The organism is Pseudomonas wuhanensis, assembly GCF_030687395.1.
Lineage (GTDB): Bacteria > Pseudomonadota > Gammaproteobacteria > Pseudomonadales > Pseudomonadaceae > Aquipseudomonas > Aquipseudomonas wuhanensis.
In genome coordinates this window covers 2,397,715-2,421,666 of sequence record NZ_CP117430.1, presented here as the reverse complement: position 1 = coordinate 2,421,666, position 23,952 = coordinate 2,397,715, and the positions used below count along the sequence as shown (strand labels likewise).

At 59.7% G+C, this 23,952-nt stretch carries 21 protein-coding genes; 7 read left to right on the top strand and 14 right to left on the bottom strand.

The genetic code is table 11. The annotated features are described in order from the left end of the window. Nucleotides 1–36 precede the first annotated feature (36 nt). Complete coding sequence (locus tag PSH88_RS11200) at nucleotides 37–1,230, bottom strand: efflux RND transporter periplasmic adaptor subunit (RefSeq protein WP_305426250.1); 1,194 nt, start codon at nucleotides 1,228–1,230, stop codon at nucleotides 37–39. 49 nt (nucleotides 1,231–1,279) lie between these two features. Next, nucleotides 1,280–2,539 (bottom strand): TolC family protein, encoded by a 1,260-nt coding sequence (locus PSH88_RS11195; RefSeq protein ID WP_305426249.1) that lies wholly within the window; start codon nucleotides 2,537–2,539, stop codon nucleotides 1,280–1,282. 467 nt (nucleotides 2,540–3,006) lie between these two features. Between PSH88_RS11195 and PSH88_RS11190 the strand changes: the two genes are divergently transcribed. From PSH88_RS11190 to PSH88_RS11175, 4 genes are all read left to right on the top strand, one after another. Further along, nucleotides 3,007–3,681, top strand: coding sequence for a heavy metal response regulator transcription factor (locus tag PSH88_RS11190; protein WP_007940896.1), 675 nt, complete (start codon nucleotides 3,007–3,009; stop codon nucleotides 3,679–3,681). Then, a complete protein-coding gene (locus tag PSH88_RS11185) occupies nucleotides 3,678–5,084 on the top strand; it encodes a heavy metal sensor histidine kinase (RefSeq protein WP_305426248.1) in 1,407 nt (468 codons plus the stop codon). The genes PSH88_RS11190 and PSH88_RS11185 overlap by 4 nt, the downstream gene beginning before the upstream one ends. 231 nt (nucleotides 5,085–5,315) lie before the next feature. Next, nucleotides 5,316–5,666, top strand: a complete 351-nt coding sequence (locus PSH88_RS11180; protein WP_253545608.1) for a type II toxin-antitoxin system RelE/ParE family toxin — start codon at nucleotides 5,316–5,318, stop codon at nucleotides 5,664–5,666. Further along, on the top strand, nucleotides 5,656–5,970 hold the full coding sequence (locus PSH88_RS11175; RefSeq protein WP_305426247.1) for a helix-turn-helix domain-containing protein: 315 nt from the start codon (nucleotides 5,656–5,658) through the stop codon (nucleotides 5,968–5,970). Before PSH88_RS11180 ends, PSH88_RS11175 begins: the two co-directional genes overlap by 11 nt. A gap of 183 nt (nucleotides 5,971–6,153) precedes the next feature. Here PSH88_RS11175 and PSH88_RS11170 read toward each other — a convergent pair whose 3' ends face one another. Genes PSH88_RS11170 through PSH88_RS11145 form a run of 6 tightly spaced genes read right to left on the bottom strand, consistent with a single transcriptional unit; the run spans nucleotide 6,154 to nucleotide 12,091 of the window. Then, nucleotides 6,154–7,896 (bottom strand): ABC transporter substrate-binding protein, encoded by a 1,743-nt coding sequence (locus PSH88_RS11170; RefSeq protein ID WP_305426246.1) that lies wholly within the window; start codon nucleotides 7,894–7,896, stop codon nucleotides 6,154–6,156. A gap of 48 nt (nucleotides 7,897–7,944) precedes the next feature. After that, nucleotides 7,945–8,217 carry a DUF2160 domain-containing protein gene (locus PSH88_RS11165; protein ID WP_305426971.1) on the bottom strand — a complete coding sequence of 91 codons (273 nt, stop codon included), beginning with the start codon at nucleotides 8,215–8,217 and terminating at the stop codon, nucleotides 7,945–7,947. A 10-nt stretch (nucleotides 8,218–8,227) separates the two neighbouring features. After that, nucleotides 8,228–9,028 carry a carbohydrate ABC transporter permease gene (locus PSH88_RS11160; protein ID WP_305426245.1) on the bottom strand — a complete coding sequence of 267 codons (801 nt, stop codon included), beginning with the start codon at nucleotides 9,026–9,028 and terminating at the stop codon, nucleotides 8,228–8,230. Between the two features lie 8 nt (nucleotides 9,029–9,036). Continuing rightward, nucleotides 9,037–9,903 carry a carbohydrate ABC transporter permease gene (locus PSH88_RS11155; RefSeq protein WP_305426244.1) on the bottom strand — a complete coding sequence of 289 codons (867 nt, stop codon included), beginning with the start codon at nucleotides 9,901–9,903 and terminating at the stop codon, nucleotides 9,037–9,039. Beyond that, on the bottom strand, nucleotides 9,900–10,997 hold the full coding sequence (locus PSH88_RS11150; protein ID WP_305426243.1) for an ABC transporter ATP-binding protein: 1,098 nt from the start codon (nucleotides 10,995–10,997) through the stop codon (nucleotides 9,900–9,902). Before PSH88_RS11150 ends, PSH88_RS11155 begins: the two co-directional genes overlap by 4 nt. Continuing rightward, entirely contained in the window at nucleotides 10,997–12,091 is a 1,095-nt protein-coding gene (locus tag PSH88_RS11145) for an ABC transporter ATP-binding protein (RefSeq protein ID WP_305426242.1), read from the bottom strand. The genes PSH88_RS11150 and PSH88_RS11145 overlap by 1 nt, the downstream gene beginning before the upstream one ends. A gap of 307 nt (nucleotides 12,092–12,398) precedes the next feature. Between PSH88_RS11145 and PSH88_RS11140 the strand changes: the two genes are divergently transcribed. Next, on the top strand, nucleotides 12,399–14,249 hold the full coding sequence (locus PSH88_RS11140; RefSeq protein WP_305426241.1) for a sigma-54-dependent Fis family transcriptional regulator: 1,851 nt from the start codon (nucleotides 12,399–12,401) through the stop codon (nucleotides 14,247–14,249). A gap of 106 nt (nucleotides 14,250–14,355) precedes the next feature. Here PSH88_RS11140 and cysS read toward each other — a convergent pair whose 3' ends face one another. Both cysS and PSH88_RS11130 read right to left on the bottom strand, forming a co-directional pair. Beyond that, nucleotides 14,356–15,738 (bottom strand): cysteine--tRNA ligase, encoded by a 1,383-nt coding sequence (gene cysS / locus PSH88_RS11135; RefSeq protein WP_305426240.1) that lies wholly within the window; start codon nucleotides 15,736–15,738, stop codon nucleotides 14,356–14,358. A gap of 24 nt (nucleotides 15,739–15,762) precedes the next feature. Next, nucleotides 15,763–17,460, bottom strand: coding sequence for a glutamine--tRNA ligase/YqeY domain fusion protein (locus PSH88_RS11130; RefSeq protein WP_305426239.1), 1,698 nt, complete (start codon nucleotides 17,458–17,460; stop codon nucleotides 15,763–15,765). A 265-nt stretch (nucleotides 17,461–17,725) separates the two neighbouring features. Between PSH88_RS11130 and PSH88_RS11125 the strand changes: the two genes are divergently transcribed. After that, complete coding sequence (locus PSH88_RS11125) at nucleotides 17,726–18,229, top strand: peptidylprolyl isomerase (RefSeq protein WP_305426238.1); 504 nt, start codon at nucleotides 17,726–17,728, stop codon at nucleotides 18,227–18,229. Continuing rightward, nucleotides 18,226–18,978, top strand: coding sequence for a UDP-2,3-diacylglucosamine diphosphatase (gene lpxH, locus PSH88_RS11120; protein WP_305426237.1), 753 nt, complete (start codon nucleotides 18,226–18,228; stop codon nucleotides 18,976–18,978). Before PSH88_RS11125 ends, lpxH begins: the two co-directional genes overlap by 4 nt. A 124-nt stretch (nucleotides 18,979–19,102) precedes the next feature. Here the strand turns inward: lpxH and PSH88_RS11115 are convergent, their stop codons facing one another. The 4 genes from PSH88_RS11115 to PSH88_RS11100 form a co-directional block, all read right to left on the bottom strand. Beyond that, nucleotides 19,103–20,632: a DHA2 family efflux MFS transporter permease subunit gene (locus tag PSH88_RS11115; RefSeq protein WP_305426236.1), complete on the bottom strand. Its 1,530-nt coding sequence runs from the start codon at nucleotides 20,630–20,632 to the stop codon at nucleotides 19,103–19,105. A gap of 69 nt (nucleotides 20,633–20,701) precedes the next feature. After that, nucleotides 20,702–21,904: an HlyD/EmrA/EmrK family protein gene (locus tag PSH88_RS11110; RefSeq protein ID WP_305426235.1), complete on the bottom strand. Its 1,203-nt coding sequence runs from the start codon at nucleotides 21,902–21,904 to the stop codon at nucleotides 20,702–20,704. 15 nt (nucleotides 21,905–21,919) lie between these two features. Continuing rightward, nucleotides 21,920–23,389: an efflux transporter outer membrane subunit gene (locus PSH88_RS11105; protein WP_305426234.1), complete on the bottom strand. Its 1,470-nt coding sequence runs from the start codon at nucleotides 23,387–23,389 to the stop codon at nucleotides 21,920–21,922. Further along, nucleotides 23,379–23,858: a MarR family winged helix-turn-helix transcriptional regulator gene (locus PSH88_RS11100; RefSeq protein ID WP_305483535.1), complete on the bottom strand. Its 480-nt coding sequence runs from the start codon at nucleotides 23,856–23,858 to the stop codon at nucleotides 23,379–23,381. The genes PSH88_RS11105 and PSH88_RS11100 overlap by 11 nt, the downstream gene beginning before the upstream one ends. Between the last annotated feature and the right edge of the window lie 94 nt (nucleotides 23,859–23,952).

Genomic DNA, 23,952 nt, shown 5'->3' with positions numbered 1-23,952 from the left:
ACCTTCCGGTCGAGGTTGACGGATCAGTGGGAGCCTTCAATGAGAGTGCTCGGCCGAGGCTTTGCCCAATTCCGATTTGAGGACGAAGCTGCCGGCACTGGCGACTTGCACGCCCGGCTCCAGCCCTTGGGTGACTTCCACCAGACCGGCCGCGCGACTGCCCAGCTCCACCGCTTGCGCCTTGAAGCCGTCATCGGTGCGCACGAACACCGTGGGTTTGTCCTCGACGGTCTGGATTGCGGTTTCAGGTACGGCGACCCTGGCTTGGCGACTGTCAGTCGCCACCAGCGCGGTGACGAACAGGCCGGGGCGCCACGAGCCTTGCGGATTTTCCAAGGTCACGCGGACCGTTGCAGTGCGGGTCTGTTCACCGAGCAAACTGCCGACGTAGGCCACGGTGCCGGCGACTTCGGCATCGAGTTCCGGGGCGCTGACGGTGACCGGTTTGCCCACTTGCACCTTGGTCAGATCCTTGGGCGAAACGCCGAACGTCACCCACACCCGCGACAGGTCGGAGAGCGTAAACGCCGCCGTGGTTTCATCGACCACCTCCCCCGGCGTCAGGTGTTTTTCCACCACCACACCGTCGAACGGCGCGCGCAGTTCATAGCGATTGCCGCCGGTGGCGACCACGCTGCCGCTGAGCACGCTGATTTTTTGCCGGGCATTGGTCAGGGCAATTTCGGCTTCTTCCAATGCCTGGCGTGCCTGAAGGAAATCCTGCTCGGCGGAGATCTTGTCCTGCCACAGTTTTTTCTCGCGTTCGTAGGTGGTGCGCGCCAAGGTCAGGCGACGCTGTGCGGCAGCCTGTTCGCTGCGCTGATCGGAGATCTGCTGACTGGCGATCACCGCCAGCAACTGGCCCTTCTTCACCGGCTGCCCAAGATTGACCGACACCGACTCGACCACGCCGGGCACCCGAGGCACCACGTGCGCGGTGCGGTCTTCGTCAAAGCGCACTTCGCCGGGGAACGGCAAGCCGAGGCTGATGTTCTGCGCCCCCGCTTCGGCCAGTTGAATGCCCGCCGCGGTGATCTGTTCAGCGCTCAGCTCCAGGTGCCCTTCTTCTGCATGTTCGCCGTCGGCTGCTGCGCCTTCTTCAGCGTGACCGGCGTGTTGCGCCGCTTCATCGGCGTGCGCGTCGATGGACGCATTGCCCGGCCACAGCGAGCCAATACCAATGCCCAGCGCCAACGTCGCCGCAGCCACCACGATCAGTTTTTTTTCCATGGAAACTCCTCTGCGCCATGCCATCGCGCAGTGATTTGAAAGATGAAATTCAAGGGCTGACGGTGAGGTCGCCGAAGATGCGTTCGATGCGTACTCGCGCATCCGTCGCCTCCGCAACAGCCTGGATGTATTGGGTGCGAGCGCTAATCAGGGTGCGTTGGGCGTCAAGCACGTCGAGGAAGCCGAACTTGCCCATTTCGAAGCCGCGCGTGGCGCTGTCGACCGCACTTTGCGCAGCGGGCAGGATGGTCTGGTTGAACGCCTCGACTTCGCCGTTGGCGGTCTGCCATTGCTCAAGGCTGGTCTGGATTTCCGTGCGCAAACGCAGCTCGGTGGCATTGCGCAGATCCCGCGCCTGATCGCTGCGCCGGGCGGCCGCCAGCACGTTGCCCTGATTGCGGTTGAACAGCGGAATCGGCATCGACAGCCCGACCACGTTGACCCGCTCGCGCTCGGTTTCGCTGTATTGACTGCCAATGCTCACGGTCAGGTCGGGAATGCGTTGCGACTTTTCCAGACCCAATGAGGCTTCGCGCTGATCGATCTGCAATTTGGCCAGACGCAGCTCAGCGGTCTCGTTCAGGCGCTCCAGCAATCGGCTCGCCGGTGGCACGGTGGGCATGCTTTGCGTGGCCGCTTGCACGGTGGTCGAGGCTGGCAACGGTGCGCCCATGACCTGCGCCAATTGCTGATAGGCGTTGGCCTGATCGCGCTCGGCGCGGCTCAACTCCAGACGCACTTCGGACAATTGCACTTGCGCCCGGGTGCCTTCGACTGGCGATGATTTACCAGCCTCGATGCGTCCTTGGGCGACGCGCAAACCGTGTTCGGCGAGTTGCAGCGACTGACGGGACAACTGCAAGCGCTGTTGCGCGGTCCGGGCGCCGTTGAACGCCTGAATCACGTCGGCGCGCAAGGCATTGCGCTTACGCTCCCACTCGATCCCGGCGGCGTCCTGCGCGCGGCTGGCGACGTCAATCCGTGCGCCACGTTTGCCGCCCAGCTCGATCGGTTGGCTGAGCATCACCGTGGTGGTTCGCGAATCGCGACGAGTGTCTTCGGCCTCCCACGACACTTCGGGGTTGGGGATCAGACCGGCCTGTTTGCGATCACCCTCGGCGATACCGATCTCCCACTGCGCAGCCGCCAGATCCGGATTACCGGCGAATGCCGTTTGCAGGGCTTGATCGAGGGTCAGGGTCGATGCATGCACAAGCCCCGTGCCGGCCAGCAACACAACGCTGGCCGTCACTGTCCTCGCTGTTTTTTTCAGGCGTGATCGCGCCGTCAGTTCTTTTAAACCGGGCAATGGAAGACTTCCTTTATTCAAGAATTTTTGATGCCGCCACGGTAGGGTTTTGAACTTATCGGCAAGGTGACTGGAACATTACAAATCCGTCATCCACGGTTTGTGGAAGTTGTTTTGATCTAGGATACGAAGTGCGAAAGGCGACATAGCAATACATGGAAACAAATACACGGTAGTTATCTGCCAAACAGCCCTTGCCTGAATGTGGCGCATAGGCACTCGGGCTTGCCTGCTGCGACAGGCTGTCGCAGATCGCCATTTTCAGGGCTCAAGACCCGGCATTTCAGTTGACCCTGTAGCCACTACAGCCTTTACCTTGCACGCCATCGCACAGGGAAATCCCTGTAGGAAACCAGGAATTCACAACCTCTAGTCGTTATTAAATCCCGTCCGGAAGCCACTACAAAAACAACAACTTTCCCGGCCACCTTAATTAAATATCCATTAAATAAAAGTGGTGATAGATCATGCGAATCCTTGTCGTCGAGGACGAGCTTAAAGCTGCCGAATACTTGCACCAGGGACTGACGGAAAGTGGCTATATCGTTGACCATGCGGCCACTGGCGCCGATGGACTGCATCTGGCGCAACAGCAGGCGTATGACCTGGTGATTCTGGATGTGAACCTGCCGGAACTCGATGGCTGGGGCGTGCTGGAACAATTGCGTCGCACCCATTCCACCCGGGTGATGATGCTCACCGCACGCGGGCGTCTGGCCGACAAGATTCGCGGCCTGGATCTGGGCGCCGACGATTATCTGGTCAAACCGTTCGAGTTCCCCGAATTGCTGGCGCGGGTGCGCACACTGATGCGCCGCAGCGAAAACATCCCGGTGCCGCAGGTGCTCAAAGTCGCCGACCTGGAACTCGATCCGGGACGCCACCGCGCCTTTCGCGGCGAGCAGCGCATTGACCTGACCACCAAGGAGTTCGCCCTGCTGCATCTGCTGATGCGCCAGTCTGGCGAGGTGCTCACCCGCACCCAGATCATTTCGCTGGTGTGGGACATGAATTTCGACTGCGACACCAATGTGGTCGAAGTCTCGATCCGCCGTTTGCGCGCCAAGATCGACGACCCGTTCGACAGCAAACTGATCCACACCCTGCGCGGTGTCGGCTATGTGCTGGAGGCACGGGAATGAAGCCGGCCAGCCTGTCGATGCGCCTCGGCCTGACGGTGACTACTCTCGGGGCGCTGCTGGTAGTGTTTCTGGCGATCCTGGCTTATTTCGCCCTGACACATGAGTTGAACGCGCTATCCAGAAACAGCCTGGCCCAGAAGATGGAACAGGTGGAACACAGCCTGTCGCTGTACGCCGATCCCGCAGAAATTCGTTCGGCGCCGCACATTCTGCTCGATCAGGTCATGGGCCATGACAACCTCACCCTGACGATTTATGACCGCACCAACTTGCGCACGCCACTGTTGAAATCCGGCTCAGGCATGGTCGACCCGCGTCTTGAGCGCAAGGCAGCGCTGGCCACCGACGAACAACTGGCGTTCTCCACCGGCACCGACGATCAAGGCAAGCGCTACCTGACCGCCTCTCGGTTGGTCCGCATCAAGGACAGTGCCCGCGTCCCGGTGCTGCTGTCGATGGACGATGCCCACAATCAGGCGTTGCTCAGCGCCTATCTGCGCTCGACGCTGATTGCTTTGCCGTTGCTGCTGATCTTTATCGGCCTCAGTGCCTGGGCCGCCGTACAGCGGGGGCTGATGCCGTTGCGCGAGTTTCGCAAAGTGGCCGCGATGGTCTCGACGCAAGACCTCGGCCATCGGCTGTCAGTGCTCGACATGCCCCAGGAACTCAGTGAATTGGCCCAGGGAATCAACGTCATGCTGGATCGCCTCGACAACGGTGTGCAGCAGTTGTCGCAGTTCTCCGATGACCTGGCCCATGAACTGCGCACGCCGATCAACAATTTGATGGGCAAGGCACAGGTGACGCTGTCCCGGGAACGCACGGCCGAGGCGTACAAAAACGTCTTGGTGTCTTGCACCGAAGAACTGGAGCGTGTCGCGCGGATTGTCTCGGACATGCTGTTTCTGGCGCAGGCCAGCAACCCGGCAGCGCTCACGTCCTTCGAATCGGTCGCCCTGGAAGCAGAAGCCGAGAAAGTGGCCGACCTGTTTTCCCTGTCGGCGCAAGACAAGCGCATCAGCCTGAGCGTGACCGGCAGCGCACGCGTGCTGGGCGACCGGTTGATGATTCAACGCGCGATCTCGAACCTGCTGTCCAACGCCCTGCGCCACTGCCCGGCTGGGCAAACGGTTTCGCTACATATTGAACAAGAGGCAACTCAGGTTTCGCTGCAAGTCAGCAACCCCGGCGCGGGCATCGAAGCACAGCATCTGCCGCATCTATTCGACCGCTTTTACCGGGTCGACAGCAGCCGCTCCCGCTCGCAAGGCAGCACCGGGCTGGGCCTGGCCATCGTGCGGTCGATCATGAGCTTGCATCAGGGAGTGGCCGAAGTTGAAAGCCTCCCCGGTGCGATGACCGTGTTCAGACTCGCTTTCCCCAAAAACGAAAATGCAATGTAGCTACCGTCTTGAACCTCACCGAGCAAGCGTACGTTTCGGGTCATAAGGCTGGCCCGCTTCTTCCCCTCTCCTCCCCAATATCCAGAATCGCCTCGCGGGTGAATCATCCGCGTCCTACATCCCGATCCTGCCTTCGACTTTATCGTAATGACTTGACCGAATTGGGCAGGAACAGAAGCCTTGACCTATTCGATTCTTGTGATAGAAATATACGCAGGTAACGTACAGAACATGGACGCTCTTTTTATCGAATTACCCGTATTTCAAAAGCATCGAAGTGACTACCTGGATGACGATCTGTTTCATCGGTTCCAGCAGGAGCTGCTGCAAAACCCGGAAGCGGGAGATGTCGTCGAAGGCACCGGAGGTCTGCGCAAAATTCGAGTGGTGGATGAGCGGCGAAACAAGGGCAAGCGCGGTGGGCTGAGGGTGATTTATTACTGGTGGTCCGGCTTCGACCAATTCTGGCTCTTTACCTTGTATGGCAAGAACGAGCAGGACGATCTCACGCCACAACAGAAAAAACTGCTTAAAGAAATGCTTTATCAAGAAATCAAAGCGAGAACGAGCGATGAAACGTGACATTTTTTCCGAGCTGGTGGAGGGGTTTGAAGCCTTGGTCGATGAGCGCCAAGGTAAAGTCACTCTACGCACGCACAAAGTAAAACTGGCCAAGCTGGCTCCGATTACGGCAGAGGAAGTGGTTGGCATCCGCCAGCAACTGAATCTCTCCCGGCCGGTGTTTGCGATGTACTTGCGCACCAACACCCGGACGCTGGAGAACTGGGAGCAAGGACGAGCGAAACCTAATGCTCAGGCGACAACGCTGATCCGGCTGGTCGAGCGCTTTCCGGAGACCGTTCAACAGCTGGCGGCGCTGACCTGAATCCACTGTTGTGTCCGATGACGCCATCGCGGGCAAGCCCGCTCCCACAGGTTTCGCGCTAGTAGCAGATTTTATGACCATTCCCTATCCACTGTGGGAGCGGGCTTGCCCGCGATAGCGGAGGAACAGGCACAAACAAAAACGGCACCTTACGGTGCCGTTCGCGTTTCGCATTACAGACGATTACTTACGCGCCGCCTCCCACGATTTCAGCAGTTCGGCATAGCTCACGGTTTCGCCTTTAGGTTTCTCGTTTTCCAGTTTCGGTTTCGGCGCACCCGGCTGATCGAACCAATACTGCGCATCCCGCTCCGGATTCATTTTCGGCCCGCAGGTCGGTTGTACCTTGGAGCGTTCCAGACGGGTCATGATCGCATCCTGATCCTTGGCCAGACCGTCCAGTGCCTGTTGTGGCGTTTTCTCGCCACTGGCCGCTTCGGCGATGTGGCTCCACCACAGTTGCGCCAAGCGAGGATAGTCCGGCACGTTGGTCCCGGTCGGGGTCCATTGCACCCGGGCCGGGCTGCGATAGAACTCCACCAGACCACCGAGTTTCGGCGCCAGGTCGGTCATCGCTTGCGAGTTGATGTCCGATTCGCGGATCGGCGTCAGGCCGACGATGGTTTTCTTCAGCGATACAGTTTTCGAGGTCACGAACTGCGCGTACAGCCACGCCGCGAGTTTTTGCTTTTCAGGCGTGGACTTGAGGAAGGTCCAGGAACCGGCGTCCTGATAACCGAGCTTCATGCCCTCTTCCCAGTACGGACCTTTCGGCGACGGCGCCATGCGCCATTTCGGCGTGCCGTCGGCGTTCATCACCGGCAGGCCTGGTTTGGTCATGTCGGCGGTAAACGCGGTGTACCAGAAGATTTGCTGGGCGATGTTGCCCTGGGATGGCACCGGGCCGGATTCGGAGAAGGTCATGCCCGCCGCTTCCGGTGGCGCGTATTTTTTCATCCAGTCCACGTACTTGGTGGTCGCATACACTGCCGCCGGGCCGTTGGTGTCGCCGCCGCGGGTCACGCTGGAACCGACCGGATGGCAATCCTCGACGCGGATGCCCCACTCGTCCACCGGCAAGCCATTGGGTATGCCCTTGTCGCCGGCACCGGCCATGGAGAACCAGGCATCAGTGAAGCGCCAGCCCAGGGACGGGTCTTTCTTGCCGTAGTCCATGTGACCGTAGACGCGCTTGCCGTCGATTTCCTTGACGTCTTCGCTGAAGAACTTGGCGATGTCTTCATAGGCCGACCAGTTCACCGGCACGCCCAATTCGTAGCCGTACTTTTCTTTGAATTTCGCTTTCAAGTCCGCCCGCTCGAACCAGTCGGCACGGAACCAATAGAGGTTGGCGAACTGCTGGTCAGGCAGTTGATAGACCTTGCCGTCCGGCGCGGTGGTGAACGAGATGCCGATGAAGTCTTTGATATCCAGTGTCGGCGAGGTATAGGCCTTGCCTTCGTTGGCCATCAGGTCGGTGATCGACTCGGTCTTGCCATAGCGAAAGTGCGTACCGATCAGGTCCGAGTCGTTGACCCAGCCGTCATAGATGTTCTTGTCCGATTGCATCTGGGTCTGCAGCTTTTCCACCACGTCGCCTTCCTGCAGCAGGTCGTGGGTCAGCTTGATCCCGGTGATTTCGGTAAACGCCTTGGCCAACACTTTGGATTCATATTCGTGGGTCGCGATGGTTTCCGAGACCACCTTGATGTTCATCCCGCGAAACGGCTCGGACGCCTTGATGAACCACTTCAACTCTTCCAGCTGCTGTTCAGCAGTCAGGGTGGACGGTTTGAACTCGCTGCCAATCCATTTCTTGGCGGCGTCTTCATAGGCGTCGGCCCAGGCCGCAGCGCTCAACCCGTTGAGTGCCAGCATGGCTGCCAATGAAACGCTATGTCGCAGCTTATTGTTTTTGTCGAACATAGAGACCTCCTGTTTGAGTTTGGGAGCAACATTGCCGATCGATGTCGACTAGCCCCAGCGCATCACAGCCAACAGCCACACCAGGGCTAACGCGAACGCCACCCAGATGCTCCAGTCGGTGGCGCCGATTACCAGCAAATGCAGGTAGGCGCTGCCGAGAAGACCGATAAACAGCCGATCGCCACGGGTGGTGGCAATCGGCAAAAAGCCACGCCGAGGGACACTCGGCGAACGTAATTCCCAGGTCGTCATGCCCACCAGGATCAAGGCAATGACGCTGAAGAACGCCGCCGTGGGGACGGTCCAACTCATCCATTCCATCATCAGTTCCTCATACCCGGCCCAGGGCAAAGCCCTTGGCCACATGGTTGCGAACAAACCAGATCACCAGCATGCCTGGCAGGATAGTCAACACCCCCGCCGCCGCCAGCACGCCCCAGTCAATGCCGGACGCTGACACCGTTCGGGTCATGACCGCCGCGATGGGCTTGGCATTCACCGAGGTCAGGGTTCGTGCCAGCAACAGCTCGACCCAGGAAAACATGAAGCAGAAAAACGCCGTGACACCGATCCCGGAGCCGATCAGCGGGACGAAGATCTTCACGAAGAACTTGGGGAAACTGTAGCCGTCGATGTAGGCGGTTTCGTCGATTTCCTTGGGGACGCCAGACATGAAGCCTTCAAGAATCCATACCGCCAACGGCACGTTGAACAGGCAATGGGCCAATGCCACCGCAATGTGTGTGTCGAACAGCCCGATCGACGAGTACAACTGGAAAAACGGCAACAGGAACACCGCCGGTGGCGCCATGCGGTTGGTCAGCAGCCAGAAGAACAGGTGTTTATCGCCGAGGAAACGATAGCGTGAAAACGCATACGCCGCCGGCAGCGCCACGCTCAGGGAAATCACCGTGTTCAGGCTCACGTAGTACAGCGAGTTGAGGTAACCGGTGTACCAGCTCGGATCCGTGAAGATCACCTTGTAGTTGGCGAAGGTGAAATCCTGGGGAAACAGCGTCAAACCACCGAGGATTTCGGTGTTGCTCTTGAAGGACATGTTCAGCAGCCAGTAGATCGGCACCAGCAGGAACAGGATGTAGATCAGCAACGGGATAAGCTTTCTCATGCTCATGGCGGGCCTCACCGATTGGCGTCAGAGTGAGTCATGGCGGTATAGAACAGCCACGACACCAACAGGATGATCAGGAAGTACACCAGCGAGAATGCCGCCGCCGGGCCGAGGTCGAATTGCCCTACGGCCATTTGGGTCAAGGTCTGACTCAAGAAGGTCGTGGCATTGCCCGGACCGCCACCCGTCAGTACGAACGGCTCGGTGTAGATCATGAAGCTGTCCATGAACCGCAGCATCACCGCGATCAGCAGCACACTCTTGAGCTTGGGCAACTGGATGTGTCGGAACACCGCCCAGGCCGACGCCCGATCAATCCGCGCCGCCTGGTAATACACGTCGGGAATCGCCCGCAGACCGGAGAAACACAGCAGCGCCACCAGCGACGTCCAGTGCCACACGTCCATCACCAACACCGTGACCCAGGCGTCCATGGTGTTGGATGCATAGTTGTAGCTGATGCCCATGGCATTGAGGCTCGAACCGAGCAAACCAATGTCGGCCCGACCGAAAATCTGCCAGATGGTGCCGACCACGTTCCACGGGATCAGCAGCGGAATCGCCAGGACAATCAGCACCAGCGACGACCAGCGGCCCTTGGTCGGCATGGTCAGGGCGATGGCGATGCCCAAGGGGATTTCGATCAACAGCACACAACCGGAATAGATGAACTGGCGCAGCAGCGAGTCATGCAACCGAGGGTCGAGCAACACCTGCCTGTACCAATCGGCACCGACGAAGTAGCGGCTGGACTGGTCGAAGATGTCCTGCACCGAGTAGTTGACCACGGTCATCATCGGGATCACCGCACTGAATGCCACCAGCAGGAACACCGGCAACACCAGCCACCAGGCCTTGTTGTTCTGCACCTTGTTCATGGCAGTACCTCCAGCAGGTAATCATCGGCATAGACCATCAGCCATTGCGCCGGAAAACTGATGTACGCCTTGCCTTCGGGCACCGGTTTGTCTTCGGCCAGGCGTACTTTGAGCGGAGCGCCGTCGAGGTTCAGGGTCATGATCTTGTAGGTGCCCAGGTCTTCGACGTGTACGACCTGTGCCTGCATCGCGTCATCAAAGGGCTCGTCCCACACATGAACGAACTCCGGACGAATGCCGACTTTCAGGGTTTTCCATTCGGACTCGGCGATGCGTTTCTGCATTGCGTCGGACAACGGCAAGTGAGTCCCGGCAAAAACGACACCGCCGGCTTGTGGCTGGACCTCGATCAGGTTCATTCCCGGGCTGCCGATGAAATAGCCGACAAAGGTGTGGCTCGGCCGCTCGAACAATTCCCGTGGCGTACCGAACTGCACGATTTGCCCGCCATACATCACCGCGATCTTGTCAGCGAAGGTCGAAGCCTCGAGCTGATCGTGGGTGACATAGACCATGGTGATGTTGAACTGCTCGTGGATCTGCTTGAGCTTGCGTCGCAGCTTCCATTTCAGGTGCGGGTCGATCACCGTCAGCGGTTCATCGAAGAGGATCGCCGACACGTCATCGCGCACCAGCCCACGGCCCATGGAGACTTTCTGTTTTTCATCGGCGGTGAGGTTGCGCGCCTTCTTGTACAGCAGTGCCTGGAGGTCGAGGACTTCAGCGATTTCCTGCACCTTGGTGTGAATTTTCGCTTCCGCCATGCCCTGATTGCGCAATGGAAAGGCCAGGTTATCGAACACCGTCATGGTGTCGTAGACCACTGGAAACTGGAAAACCTGGGCGATGTTGCGCTTTTCCGGGGTCAGCTCGTTGACCACTTTGCTGTCGAACAGCACCTGGCCTTGAGACGGGCTGAGCAACCCGGAAATGATGTTGAGCAAGGTCGACTTGCCGCACCCCGAAGGCCCGAGCAGCGCGTAGGCACCGCCCTGCTCCCAGACGTGGTCCATCTCGCGGATCGCGTAATCCTCGGGGCCGGTCGGCGTGTGGGTGTAGCTGTGGGCAAGGCTCTGCAAACGGATCTCGGCCATCAGGCAACCCTCGCAATGCGGCGACCGGGCGCCTGGACCAGCCGCCCCTGCGTATCGAACACAAACAGTTTATGGGTCGGGATATAGATGCGAATCGGCGCATCGACGTCGTATTCGTGAACACCCGGCAAGTGCAGCACCAGCAGGAAATATTCGTTGCGTACATGCAGGAACGTCTCCGAACCGCTGATCTCGGCCACCTCGACGGTCACCGCCAGTTCCAGGTCATCGTCATTGCTCGGCACCAGCGAGATATGGCTGGGGCGCACACCGAAACGGAACTCGCCCTCGCCCACCGGCCGCAGATCAACGTTCAACGGGAAGTGCACGAAATTGGCGAAACTGACTTCATTGCCGGCAATGCGCCCCGGCATCAGGTTGATCGGCGGCTCGGAGAACAGCTCCGCCGCCAGCACGGTTTGCGGCTGGTGATACACCTCGGAGGACTTGCCGCTCTGGATCACCCGACCTTCGTGAAGAATCGTGGTGGTGCCACCCAGGGCGAGGGCTTCGTTGGGTTCGGTGGTGGCGTAAATCGCGATGGTATTGCGCGCCTTGAACAGCTCGCGCATTTCCTGACGCAGCTCCTCGCGCAGCTTGTAGTCGAGGTTGACCAGCGGCTCGTCGAACAGAATCAGCTCGGCGTCCTTGACCAGCGCCCGGGCCATGGCCGTGCGCTGTTGCTGGCCGCCGGAAAGTTCCAGGGGATAGCGCTGGAGGAATTTCTCGATGCGCAGCATCTTCGCGGTTTCCAGCACTTTGCTCTGAATCAGCTCGTTGGAAACGCCGCCCTGGCGCAGTGGCGAGGCGATGTTCTCGAACACCGTCATGGTCGGGTAATTGATGAACTGCTGATACACCATCGACACGTTGCGCAACCGCACCGGGCGCTGGGTGACGTCGACGCCGTTCATCAGGATGCGACCGCTGTCGGGTTTGTCCAGACCGGCCATCAGGCGCATGAGGCTGGTTTTGCCGGACAGCGTGCGACCGAGCAAAACGTTGAACGATCCGGGTTCGAAGTTGAGGCACGCATCGTCGATCCAGGTCTGACCCTCGACGGTGCGGCTGACGTGCTCCAGGATGAGTGACATGGCTCGGCCTTTTTTTATTTTTTGAGTCAAGCGACCGGAGCACTACAGCGACATTCGTGCCAGAAATTCCAAGCGCTTGATTTGGCTTGAAATTCCCTCAAACAAGACAAGAATCGCATTCGTTGCTGAACAGAAATGAACAACCACCAATGAACAATTGAACAGTTCAACGATTGACAATGAACAAATGTGAACAACACTCTACGGACGTTTTCAGCCACACATTGGCTCCTACGGGGGCACGTGGCGTTTGAACGTGATGTAAAAACCATAAAAACAATAAAAGCTCGCTCAGAGACCGACTGCCATGGCCGCACCTGCCCCGCCGCTCTCCCACGACGCCATCATTCAGGACTCCTGGTCCCGCTGCCGCGCGTTCGGGCTTGATCATCAGAGCGCGCCGGCGTTCGATCAGCTGCCGGCCGATGGCATCGCCCAGTTGCTGGAGAGCCAGCATTCACTGGTGCAGACCACCCATCAGGAAGTCCTGCCGTATTACGAGAACATCCTCAGCAACTCCAATTGCCTGATCATGCTCGCCAACAATCAGGGCCAGGTGCTGACGTCCTGGGGCACCCAGCGTTTCATCGAGCCGAGCCTGACCCGCGGTTTCAGCGCCGGCGCCAGCTGGATGGAGCGTTGCAGCGGGACCAATGCGATTGGCACCGCGTTGGCCTGCGAGCAGGCGGTGCATATCGAGCACGATGAACATTTTCTCAAGGCCAACCGCTTCATGACCGGCTCCGCCGCACCGATTTTCGATGCCGAGCGCAAGGTGATCGCGGTGCTGGATGTGTCCAGCGACAGCTACCTGCCGCCCTCCCACACCCTGGGCATGGTCAAGATGATGAGCCAGACCGTGGAGAACCGGCTGATCCTCAACCTGTTCCATGGCCAGCATTTCCAACTGACTTTCAACACCGGGCTGAACAACCTCGACAGCCAATGGGCCGGGTTGCTGATCTTCGATGAAACCGGTCAGGTGCTGTCGGCCAATCGCCGGGCCGACAATTTGCTGGGCATCAGCCTGTCGCGGGTCAGCGTCGAGAGCCTGTTCAAAGTCTCGTTGCTGGAACTGCTGAACCAGCCGGACGGCCTGCCGTTTGCCCTGCAAGCCTCGGGGCGCAACCGCTTTCAATGCCTGCTGAAACGGCCAAAACAAGCGCCGATTCATGCTCGACTGTTTTCTGAACCCAAGAGCGCCGAACCCACCGTTGCGACGCCCGCCGCGATCAGCCTCAACACCCTGCATTTTGGCGACAGCCGTGTGGAAAAAGCCGTGCGCCAGGCCGAGCGCTTGCTGGAAAAGGACATTCCGCTGTTAATCCACGGGGAAACCGGGGTCGGCAAGGAAGTCTTCGTCAAAGCCCTGCACCAGGCCAGTTCACGCAGCAAACAGCCATTCATTGCCGTCAACTGTGCAGCGATCCCCGCCGAACTGGTGGAGTCCGAATTGTTTGGCTATGAGAAAGGCGCATTCACTGGCGCCAATCAGAAAGGCAGTATCGGGCTGATCCGCAAGGCCGACAAAGGTACGCTGTTTCTCGATGAAATCGGCGACATGCCGCTGCCGACCCAGGCCCGACTGCTGCGGGTGTTGCAGGAACGTTGCGTGCAACCGGTGGGCAGCGGCGAGTTGTTCCCGGTGGACATACGGATCATTTCGGCGACTAACCGCTCGTTGCGGGAACAGGTTCAACTGGGGCGGTTTCGTGAGGATTTGTATTACCGCATCGGTGGTTTGACCCTGGAACTGCCCCCGCTCAGGGAACGCAGCGACAAGCAGGCGCTGTTCAAGCGTTTGTGGGAGCAACACCGTGAACCGTCGCAGTGGGCCGGGTTGAGCCCCGAAGTGATGGAGCTGTTCAGTCGTCATCCGTGGCCCGGGAATTTGCGCCAGGTCAGCAGTGTGATGCAGGTAGCGCTGGCCATGGCCGAGGAACAACCGGTGCGGCCGGAGCATTTGCCGGATGATTTTTTTGTCGATCTGGAGATGGAGCCGGTGGATTCGCCGGAGCCGATAGCGGTTGATTTGAATGATGCCGAGGCATTGAATCGGCAGTTGCAGGCGGCCGGGGGGAATATTTCGCACCTGGCGCGGCGGTTGGGGGTTAGTCGCAATACCCTTTACAAGCGATTGCGTCAGTCAGGCGACTGATCATTCCCACGCTCCGCGTGGGAATGCAGCCGGGACGCTCTGCGTCCCAAGAGCCGAACGCGGAGCGTCCGTTGAGGCATTCCCACGCGGAGCGTGGGAACGATCATCAGTCAGCTAGACGCCAGGTCGTACCGCCCTTGCCGTCTTCCAGCACCACGCCCATGGCAGTGAGCTGGTCGCGGATACGGTCGGATTCGGCCCAGTCCTTATTGGCACGAGCCGTCAAACGAGCCTGGATCAGTGCATCGACTTGCGCCGCATCAACCCGCCCTTCGGCACCGGCCTGCAGGAAGTCATCGGCCTCAAGCTGCAACACGCCCAGCACGCTGGCCAGTTCCTTCAAGCGCGCCGCCAGACCGGCCGCTGCATCGAGATCGCTCTCGCGCAGGCGGTTGATCTCGCGGACCATCTCGAACAGCACTGCACAGGCTTCCGGCGTGCCAAAGTCGTCGTTCATCACCTGGGTGAAGCGCTCGACAAAGGCTTCGCCACCCGCCGGCGCCACGTTCGGCAGGCCTTTCAACGCATGGTAGAAACGCTCGAGGGCGCCCTTGGCGTCCTTGAGGTTGTCTTCCGAATAGTTGATCGCGCTGCGGTAGTGGCTCGACACCAGCAGGTAACGCACGACTTCCGGGTGGTACTTTTCCAGCACGTCGCGAATGGTGAAGAAGTTGTTCAAGGACTTGGACATCTTCTCGCCATTGATGCGAATCATGCCGCAATGCATCCACGCGTTGGCGTAGGTCTTGCCGGTGGCCGCTTCGCTCTGGGCGATTTCGTTTTCATGGTGCGGGAACTCCAGGTCGCTGCCGCCGCCATGAATGTCGAAGGTCTCGCCGAGGCAGCAGGTGGACATCACCGAGCACTCGATATGCCAGCCCGGACGACCGTCGCCCCAAGGCGATGGCCAACTCGGCTCGCCCGGCTTGGCGCCTTTCCACAGCACGAAGTCCAGCGGGTCCTGCTTGGACTCGTCGACTTCGATCCGTGCGCCGATGCGCAGGTCTTCGATCTTCTTGCGCGACAGCTTGCCGTAGCCCATGAACTTGGCGACGCGGTAGTACACGTCGCCATTGCCCGGTGCGTAGGCATAACCCTTGTCGATCAGGGTCTGGATCATGCTCTGCATGCCAGCGATATGATCAGTGGCCCGCGGCTCCATGTCCGGCTTGAGGATGTTGAGGCGCGCCTCGTCCTCGTGCATCGCGGTGATCATGCGCTCGGTCAGCGCGTCGAACGGCTCGCCGTTCTCCTTCGCCCGATTGATAATCTTGTCTTCAATGTCGGTAATGTTGCGCACATAGGTCAGGTTATAACCGCTGAACCGCAACCAGCGGGTCACCAGGTCGAACGCGACCATGCTGCGGCCATGGCCAATGTGGCAGTAGTCGTACACGGTCATCCCGCAGACGTACATGCGCACATTGTTGCCATCCAGAGGCTTGAAGACTTCTTTGCTCTTGGTGAGCGTGTTGTAGATCGTAAGCACGAATGCTCCTTCCTTAACGCTGAATCACTGGCCCCAGGAATCGCGCAGGGTCACGGTACGGTTGAACACCGGATGACCTGGTTTCGAGTCCTTGATATCCGCGACGAAGTAACCTTCGCGCTCGAACTGGAAACGGTCTTCCGGCTGTGCGTTGCCCAGCGAAGGCTCGGCACGACAACCGGTGAGGACTTGCAGCGAGTCAGGGTTGATGTTGTCCAGGAAACTGGCACTGTCTTCGGCCTTTTCAGGGTTGGCCGAACGGAACAGGCGATCGTACAGACGCACTTCGCATTCGACGCTGGCCGCGGCAGGCACCCAGTGCACCACGCCTTTGACCTTGCGGCCTTCAGGGTTCTTGCCCAGGGTGTCCGGATCGTACGAGCAACGCAGTTCGACGATGTTGCCATCGGCGTCCTTGATCGCTTCGTCGGCACGGATCACGTAGCTGCCGCGCAGACGCACTTCGCCGTTCGGCTCCAGGCGCTTGTAGCCTTTTGGCGGCTCTTCCATGAAGTCTTCACGGTCGATGTAGAGCTCACGGGCGAACGGCAGAACGCGCACGCCCATGTCTTCTTTCGGGTGGCACGCCAGTTCGAGGTTTTCGACCTGACCTTCCGGGTAGTTGGTGATCACGACTTTCAGCGGACGCAACACGCACATGGCGCGTGGGGCGCTGTGGTCGAGGTCGTCACGGATACTGAATTCGAGCATGCCGAAATCCACTACGCCGTCGGAACGGTTGGTGCCGATCATTTCGCAGAAGTTGCGGATCGATTTCGGCGTATAGCCACGGCGGCGGAAACCCGACAGCGTGGACATGCGCGGATCGTCCCAGCCATTGACGTGCTTTTCATCGACCAGCTGCTTGAGCTTGCGCTTGCTGGTGATGGTGTAGTTCAAGTTCAGGCGGCTGAATTCGTACTGACGCGGGTGCGCCGGCACCGGCAGGTTGTCGAGGAACCAGTCGTACAACGGACGATGGCTTTCGAACTCCAGGGTGCAGATCGAGTGAGTGATGCCTTCGATGGCGTCCGACTGACCGTGGGTAAAGTCGTAGTTGGGGTAGATGCACCACTTGTCGCCGGTCTGGTGGTGATGCGCATGACGGATGCGATACATGATCGGGTCGCGCAGGTTCATGTTCGGCGAGGCCATGTCGATCTTGGCCCGCAGCACGCGTGCGCCGTCCTTGAACTCGCCGGCCTTCATGCGGGCGAACAGGTCCAGGTTTTCTTCAACCGAGCGGTCGCGGAACGGGCTGTTCTTGCCCGGTTCGGTCAGGCTGCCACGGTATTCCTTGGCTTGCTCAGGGGTCAGGTCGTCGACGTAGGCCTTACCGGCCTTGATCAGCTCTACCGCCCAGTCGTGCAACTGGTCGAAATACTGCGAGGCATAGCGCACTTCACCGGACCATTCGAAGCCCAGCCATTTGACGTCGCTTTCGATTGCGTCGATGTATTCCTGGTCTTCCTTGGCCGGGTTGGTGTCGTCGAAACGCAGGTGCGTGACGCCGCCGAATTCCTGCGCCAGGCCGAAGTTCACACAGATCGACTTGGCGTGACCGATGTGCAGGTAGCCGTTGGGCTCAGGCGGGAAACGGGTGACGATCTGCGTGTGCTTACCCGAGTCCAGGTCCGCCTGGATGATCGGGCGCAGGAAATTGACCGGCACGGCTGGGCCGGTCTTGGAATTCGAGGTAGGGTCGACAGTGGGCTTGCTCATAGGATCCTTGAACGTACAAGTGCGCGGCCAGTTGGCCAAATCAAAGCGGCTGTTATAAATCAAAGGGGCTTATCATAGCCGATGCTGTCAAGTGGCTGACAGAGCGGGCCGGCAATCGGTTGCATTTAATCGGCCGTCGATGAAAAACAGCCTCGAAATTCGCGCCCGGCACGCTAAACTGCCTGCCTTGGCCGACACTGGCCGGACTGGTTGAGGGCCTGAACGCCCCGAAGCCCACGAATTCATAGAAAAAAGAGTACCGATCATGACCCAAGTCAAACTGACCACCAACCATGGCGACATCGTCCTGGAGCTGAACGCTGAGAAAGCCCCGATCACCGTGGCCAACTTCATCGAGTACGTTAAAGCCGGTCACTACGAAAACACTGTTTTCCACCGTGTCATCGGTAACTTCATGATCCAGGGCGGCGGTTTCGAGCCAGGCATGAAAGAAAAGAAAGACAAGCGCCCAAGCATCCAGAACGAAGCCGACAACGGCCTGTCGAACGTGAAGTACAGCGTGGCCATGGCCCGCACCATGGAGCCGCATTCGGCTTCCGCCCAGTTTTTCATCAACGTGGCTGATAACAGCTTCCTGAACCACAGCGGCAAAACCGCTCAGGGTTGGGGCTACGCCGTATTCGGTAAAGTGGTCGAAGGCACTGACGTAGTCGACAAGATCAAAGGCGTGGCCACGACTTCCAAGGCCGGCCACCAGGACGTACCAGCAGAAGACGTGATCATCGAGAAAGCCGAGATCATTGAGTGATACTGCTGATTTCAGACTTGCATCTGGAAGAGGAGCGCCCGGACATTACCCGGGCGTTTCTGGATTTGCTCGCCGGACGCGCCCGCTCGGCGAGTGCGTTGTACATTCTGGGCGACTTCTTCGAGGCGTGGATTGGCGACGATGCCATGACGCCGTTCCAGCGCTCCATCTGCCAGGCCCTGCGCGAACTTAGCGACAGCGGCACGGCCATTTTTCTGATGCACGGCAATCGCGACTTCATGCTTGGCCAGGCCTTCTGCAAACAGGCCGGCTGTACGCTGCTGAAGGACCCGAGTGTCGTGCAGTTTTACGGCGAGCCGGTGCTGTTGATGCACGGCGACAGCCTCTGCACCCGCGACGAGGCTTATATGAAGCTGCGTCGCTATCTGCGCAACCCGATCACTCGGTTCATCCTGCGAAATCTGCCCTTGCGCACTCGCCATAAACTGGCGCGCAAACTGCGCAGCGAAAGCCGCGCGCAAACGCGGATGAAGGCTAATGACATTGTTGATGTCACGCCGGAAGAAGTGCCGCGAGTCATGCAGCAATACGGTGTGAAAACCTTGATCCATGGGCACACCCATCGCCCCGCCATCCATAAGTTGCAGATTGGCGAGCAGGCGGCCAAACGCATTGTGTTGGGGGATTGGGACCGTCAGGGATGGGCGTTGCAGGTGGATGAGCAAGGGTTTGCGTTGGCGCCGTTTGATTTCACCCCGCCGCCACAATTGGCAGCACCCGCAAACTAACGGCCAAACACAAAACCCTTGTGGGAGCGGGCTTGCCCGCGATAGCGGAATCACATTCAACAACTTTGTTGACTGACCCACCGTCATCGCGGGCAAGCCCGCTCCCACAGGGACTGTGTTTGACTTAGTGGCCGGCAGCAGACGGTCCCGCCTTCGCTGCAAACGGCGGTTTCGCCAGCCACACCAGCAAGATCAACCCCATGAACGCCCACCCCAGCAACGTGAAGTAATCCACGGTGGAGAGCATGTATGCCTGGCTGGTCAGCACATGATCCAGTTGCGCGTAGGCCGGATTGCCCGCCCCGCCCAGCGTGTTCAGCGCCTCCCGGGTCGCCGGCTCATATGTGGTGATGCTTTCAATCAAATACGCATGGTGCTGATCGGCGCGGCGAATCCAGATCCAGGTGGTCAACGATGCCGCAAAACTGCCGCCCAGGGTCCGCAGGAACGTCGCAAGACCCGCGCCGTCGGCAATCTGGCTCGGCGGCAAATCCGACATCAAAATGCTCAGGGTCGGCATGAAGAACAACGCCACGCCAATGCCCATGAACAGCTGCACCAAAGCGATGTGCTGGAAGTCCACTTCGTTGGTAAAGCCTGCGCGCATGAAGCAACTCAAACCGATGCAAAGGAACGCGCCACCGGCCAACAGTCGCAGGTCGAACCTGTGCGCGTACTTGCCGACAAACGGCGACAGCAGCACTGGCAGAATGCCGATCGGCGCCACCGCCAATCCGGCCCAGGTGGCGGTGTAGCCCATCTGGGTTTGCAGCCATTGCGGCAGGATCAGGTTGATGCCGAAGAACCCGGCGTAACCGCCCACCAGCACGATGGTGCCGATGCGGAAGTTGCGGTAAGCGAACAGCCGCAGGTTAACCACCGGGTGTTTGTCGGTCATTTCCCAGATCACGAACACCGCCAGCGCAATCACTGAAATAGCCGCGCCGATGATGATGAAATTCGACTCGAACCAGTCCAGATCATTGCCCTTGTCGAGGATCACCTGCAACGCGCCGACACCGATGATCAAGGTAATCAAACCGACGTAATCCATCGGCTGGTAACTGGTCACCACCGGACGCGCCTTGAGTTGCTGGCGCACAACCATCACCGCGAAAACCCCGATCGGTACGTTGATAAAAAAAATCCACGGCCAGCTGTAGCTGTCGGTGATCCATCCGCCGAGGATCGGCCCTGCAATCGGCGCCACCACCGTGACCATCGCCAGCAACGCCAGGGCCATGCCGCGCCTGGCGGGCGGATAGACCGCGATCAGCAGCGTCTGGGTCATCGGGTACAACGGCCCGGCCACCAGGCCTTGAAGCACCCTAAAGCCGATCAGCTCTGGCATCGAGGTCGAGATACCGCACAGAAACGAAGCCAGCACGAACAGCATCGTCGCCCAGAGAAACAGCTTCACCTCACCGAAACGCCGGCTGAGCCAACCGGTCAGCGGCAGCGCGATGGCGTTGCTCACGGCAAACGAAGTGATCACCCAGGTGCCCTGCTCCGAACTCCCCCCCAGGTTGCCGGAAATCGTCGGCAAGGCTACGTTGGCGATGGTGGTGTCGAGCACCTGCATGAAGGTCGCCAGCGACAGGCCGATGGTGCTGAGCAGCAGGCTGGGCGGCGTGAAAGAGGCGTTATTGCTCATCGCGAATCCTTTGAAACCTGATTGGCACAGCGCCTGTTACTGACGCAGCTGACCCTGTGGGATGGCGAATCAGCGGTGCGCGGTTTTACTGACCGCGGCGCTGTTGTCGTGGATCAACTGGGTGATCATCGCGTCGGCCTCGGCCAATTGACGGTCGTAGATGCCGGTGCTGAACGACGGCTTTTGCGGCGGCTGTTGCGCCAGCACCGGACCACTCTGGTCACGCAGGCTCACATCGACCTGAGTCGACAGGCCGACCCGCAACGGGTGCTTGGCCAGCTCTTCGGCGTTGATGTGAATCCGCACCGGCACCCGCTGGACGATCTTGATCCAGTTACCGGTGGCGTTCTGCGCCGGTAGCAAGGCAAACGCGCTGCCGGTCCCGGCGCCGAGGCTGTCGATGGTGCCGCTGTATTTGACGTCGCTGCCATAGAGGTCGGCTTCGATGTCCACCGGCTGACCGATGCGCATGTCACGCAGTTGGGTTTCCTTGAAGTTGGCGTCGATCCACAGCTGATCCAGCGGGATCACCGCCATCAGCGCGGTGCCCGGCTGGACCCGCTGCCCCAATTGCACGCTGCGTTTGGCAACGTAACCGGTGACCGGTGCGATCAAGGTGCTGCGGGCATGGGTCAGGTACGCCTGACGCAATTGCGCGGCGGCGGACATCACGTCCGGGTGCGACGACACCACCGTGTCATCGACCAGCGCGCTGGTGGTCATAAGCTGTTGCTTGGCGTTGGCCAAGGCGTTTTGCGCCGAGGTCAGGTCGTCGCGAGCGTGAGACAGTTCTTCCTGGGAAATCGCCCCGCCGGCGGCGAGGTTTTTCCGGCGATTGAAGTTGTCCTGAGCCTTTTGCACCTCGGCCTGCTGCGCATTGACCTGGGCTTTCATGCCATCGACGTTGCTGTACAAGCCACGAACCTGGCGCACGGTACGGGCCAGATTGGCCTGGGCACTTTGCAGACCGACTTCGGCGTCGTTCGGGTCGAAGTTGATCAGCACCTGGCCTTCGTGGACCAGATCGCCATCGTCGGCGCCGATGCTGACCACGGTACCGGTGACCAACGGCGTGATTTCCACCACGTTGCCGTTCACATAGGCGTCGTCGGTGCTTTCATTCCAGCGACCGAAGAATTCGTGATAACCCCAGACGCCGAGCCCGGCGAGGATCACCACGATGGTCAGTGCAAACAGCATCACTTTGCGTTTGCGTGGATTGCTCGTGTCTTGAGCGTTGTCAGGAGCTTGAGATGTATCGACAGTGGCCATGACGAGTACCTTGAATTAGTTGTGCTGCGTGGCTGGGGTTGCGTTGGCCGCGGCCAGGGTTTCGCCCTGAAAACCGCCACCCAGCGCTTGCATCAGTTGAATCGACAGGTCGATCTGCTCGGCATTCAGGTTGGCCAGCTGACGCTGGGCCTGGAGCAATTGCTGCTCGATACTGAGCACGTCCAGGTAATTACCGATGCCGGAACCGTAGCGCTGGACCACGGTGTTGTAAGAATCCCGAGCAATGTCGGTGGCATGCTGCTGGGCGCCGATTTGCCGGCCGATATCGCGCAGCTGGTTGATGGTGTCGCTGACATCGCCCAGGGCTTTCACCAGGCTTTTGTTGTACTGCGCCACCGCGAGGTCGTAATCGGCGTTGCGGGAATCAAGGTCGGCCCGCAAACGGCCGCCGTCGAAAATCGGCACCGAGATCGTCGGCGCGACGTTGAAGAAGCGACTCGCCGAACCGAACATCGCATCGCCCAGCAACGATTCGACACCGGCCGCCGCGCTCAGGTTGAGGTTGGGGTAGAACCGGGTCTTGCCCGCCGCGATGTTTTTGCTCGCGGCTTCAACCCGCCAGCGCGCCGCCACCAAGTCCGGACGACGACCAAGCAATTCCGCCGGCAGCACCGATGGCAACGCCACGGCGCTGGCCTGGAGGACTTTCGGTCGGGCGATTTCATTGCCACGATCCGGGCCTTTACCCAGCAGCACTGCCAAGGCGATTTTCGCGCTTTGCAGGCGTTTCTCGGCGTCGATCAGGCTGGCTTCGGCGCTGGCTTCCAGGCTTTCGGTCTGCTGGAACTGGTACTGACTGTCGATCCCCGAACTCAGGCGACGCTGGCTGAGGTCGAGCATTTGTTGGGTGCGCTTGAGGTCTTCGCTGGCCAGGTCATGGATGATGTGCACCTGCCCCAGATCGCTGTAGGCGCGGGCGACGTCGGCGGACAAGGTCAGCTGCGCGGCTTGCTGATCGACTTCGGCGGCACGGGCCTCGCCCAACGCAGCTTCCCAGGCGTCGCGCTGACCGCCCCAAAGGTCGAAGTTGTAATTGAAACTGGCGCCGAGATTGCGCACGGTGGAGTACGTACCGCCCTGCCCGCTCGGCTCCTGATCGCGAGCCAGACGCGAACGGCTGACACCGGCGCTGGCATCCAGGGTCGGCATCCGCGCAGCGTCGGCGGCATAGGCCGCAGCGCTGGCCTGATGGGCGCGGGCGTCGGCGATTTGCATGTCCGGGCTGTCGTGCAGGGCTTCGCGGATCAGGCCGTCGAGTTGCGGGTCGCCGAGGCTTTTCCACCAGTCGCTTTTTGGCCACGCCGCGGGCGACAGGGTCACGCCGCTGAGGGACTGCCCGGCCTTGAGATTTTTCGCATCGAGGCTGACGCCTTCGGTGGTCAGGCCGCTGTAACTGGCGCAACCGGCGAGGCTCATGGCCAACAGCACCAGGCTCAATCCGCCACGCAGGCTTTTACTGCTCATTTCTACCTACCCGTTGCAGGGTGATCGAGTCACCCGCGGCTACCAGAATTTTCTTCAGGATCTGTTCCAGGGTTTTCAATTCTTCCGGGGTGATGGCGCCGGCCAGTTCATTCATGGCCTCGGCGCCGATCTGCGGCAGCTGGTCGGTCAGCTGCTGGCCCTGTTCGGTCAGCACCAGTTGAACCTGACGCCGATCAGCTTCGGAACGTTGGCGGGCGAGGAATCCTTTCTGTTCCAGACGATCGAGCATGCGAGTCATCGAACCGCTGTCCAGCGACAGGTGACGGCACAGCTCGGCCGGGGTATCGACGCCGAACTGGGCCATGATGATCAGCACTTTGAACTGCGCGGCCGTGATGCCGTGGGGTTCCATGTGCGTGTCGATGATTCGGTCCTTGAGCAGCGCGGCGCGCCCGAGCAGGAGGCCGAGATGGCAATTATGGAAATCGTATGAGGAGAAATGTTTCATCTGACCACCAATTAGCTGCCTAGGCAGAGAATGTATGTCGAGATGTTACTGCTTAGGCAGCGAATGTCAACGCAATAATTAGGTTGCTTTGTAT

Excerpts from the sequence above, each read along its gene's own strand:
- PSH88_RS11200 (WP_305426250.1), bottom strand. The coding sequence starts at position 1,230 with ATGGAAAAAAAACTGATCGTGGTGGCTGCGGCGACGTTGGCGCTGGGC.
- PSH88_RS11190 (WP_007940896.1), top strand. The coding sequence starts at position 3,007 with ATGCGAATCCTTGTCGTCGAGGACGAGCTTAAAGCTGCCGAATACTTG.
- PSH88_RS11185 (WP_305426248.1), top strand. The coding sequence starts at position 3,678 with ATGAAGCCGGCCAGCCTGTCGATGCGCCTCGGCCTGACGGTGACTACT.
- PSH88_RS11180 (WP_253545608.1), top strand. The coding sequence starts at position 5,316 with ATGGACGCTCTTTTTATCGAATTACCCGTATTTCAAAAGCATCGAAGT.
- PSH88_RS11175 (WP_305426247.1), top strand. The coding sequence starts at position 5,656 with ATGAAACGTGACATTTTTTCCGAGCTGGTGGAGGGGTTTGAAGCCTTG.
- PSH88_RS11170 (WP_305426246.1), bottom strand. The coding sequence starts at position 7,896 with ATGTTCGACAAAAACAATAAGCTGCGACATAGCGTTTCATTGGCAGCC.
- PSH88_RS11165 (WP_305426971.1), bottom strand. The coding sequence starts at position 8,217 with ATGGAATGGATGAGTTGGACCGTCCCCACGGCGGCGTTCTTCAGCGTC.
- PSH88_RS11160 (WP_305426245.1), bottom strand. The coding sequence starts at position 9,028 with ATGAGCATGAGAAAGCTTATCCCGTTGCTGATCTACATCCTGTTCCTG.
- PSH88_RS11155 (WP_305426244.1), bottom strand. The coding sequence starts at position 9,903 with ATGAACAAGGTGCAGAACAACAAGGCCTGGTGGCTGGTGTTGCCGGTG.
- PSH88_RS11150 (WP_305426243.1), bottom strand. The coding sequence starts at position 10,997 with ATGGCCGAGATCCGTTTGCAGAGCCTTGCCCACAGCTACACCCACACG.
- PSH88_RS11145 (WP_305426242.1), bottom strand. The coding sequence starts at position 12,091 with ATGTCACTCATCCTGGAGCACGTCAGCCGCACCGTCGAGGGTCAGACC.
- PSH88_RS11140 (WP_305426241.1), top strand. The coding sequence starts at position 12,399 with ATGGCCGCACCTGCCCCGCCGCTCTCCCACGACGCCATCATTCAGGAC.
- PSH88_RS11130 (WP_305426239.1), bottom strand. The coding sequence starts at position 17,460 with ATGAGCAAGCCCACTGTCGACCCTACCTCGAATTCCAAGACCGGCCCA.
- PSH88_RS11125 (WP_305426238.1), top strand. The coding sequence starts at position 17,726 with ATGACCCAAGTCAAACTGACCACCAACCATGGCGACATCGTCCTGGAG.
- PSH88_RS11115 (WP_305426236.1), bottom strand. The coding sequence starts at position 20,632 with ATGAGCAATAACGCCTCTTTCACGCCGCCCAGCCTGCTGCTCAGCACC.
- PSH88_RS11110 (WP_305426235.1), bottom strand. The coding sequence starts at position 21,904 with ATGGCCACTGTCGATACATCTCAAGCTCCTGACAACGCTCAAGACACG.
- PSH88_RS11105 (WP_305426234.1), bottom strand. The coding sequence starts at position 23,389 with ATGAGCAGTAAAAGCCTGCGTGGCGGATTGAGCCTGGTGCTGTTGGCC.
- PSH88_RS11100 (WP_305483535.1), bottom strand. The coding sequence starts at position 23,858 with ATGAAACATTTCTCCTCATACGATTTCCATAATTGCCATCTCGGCCTC.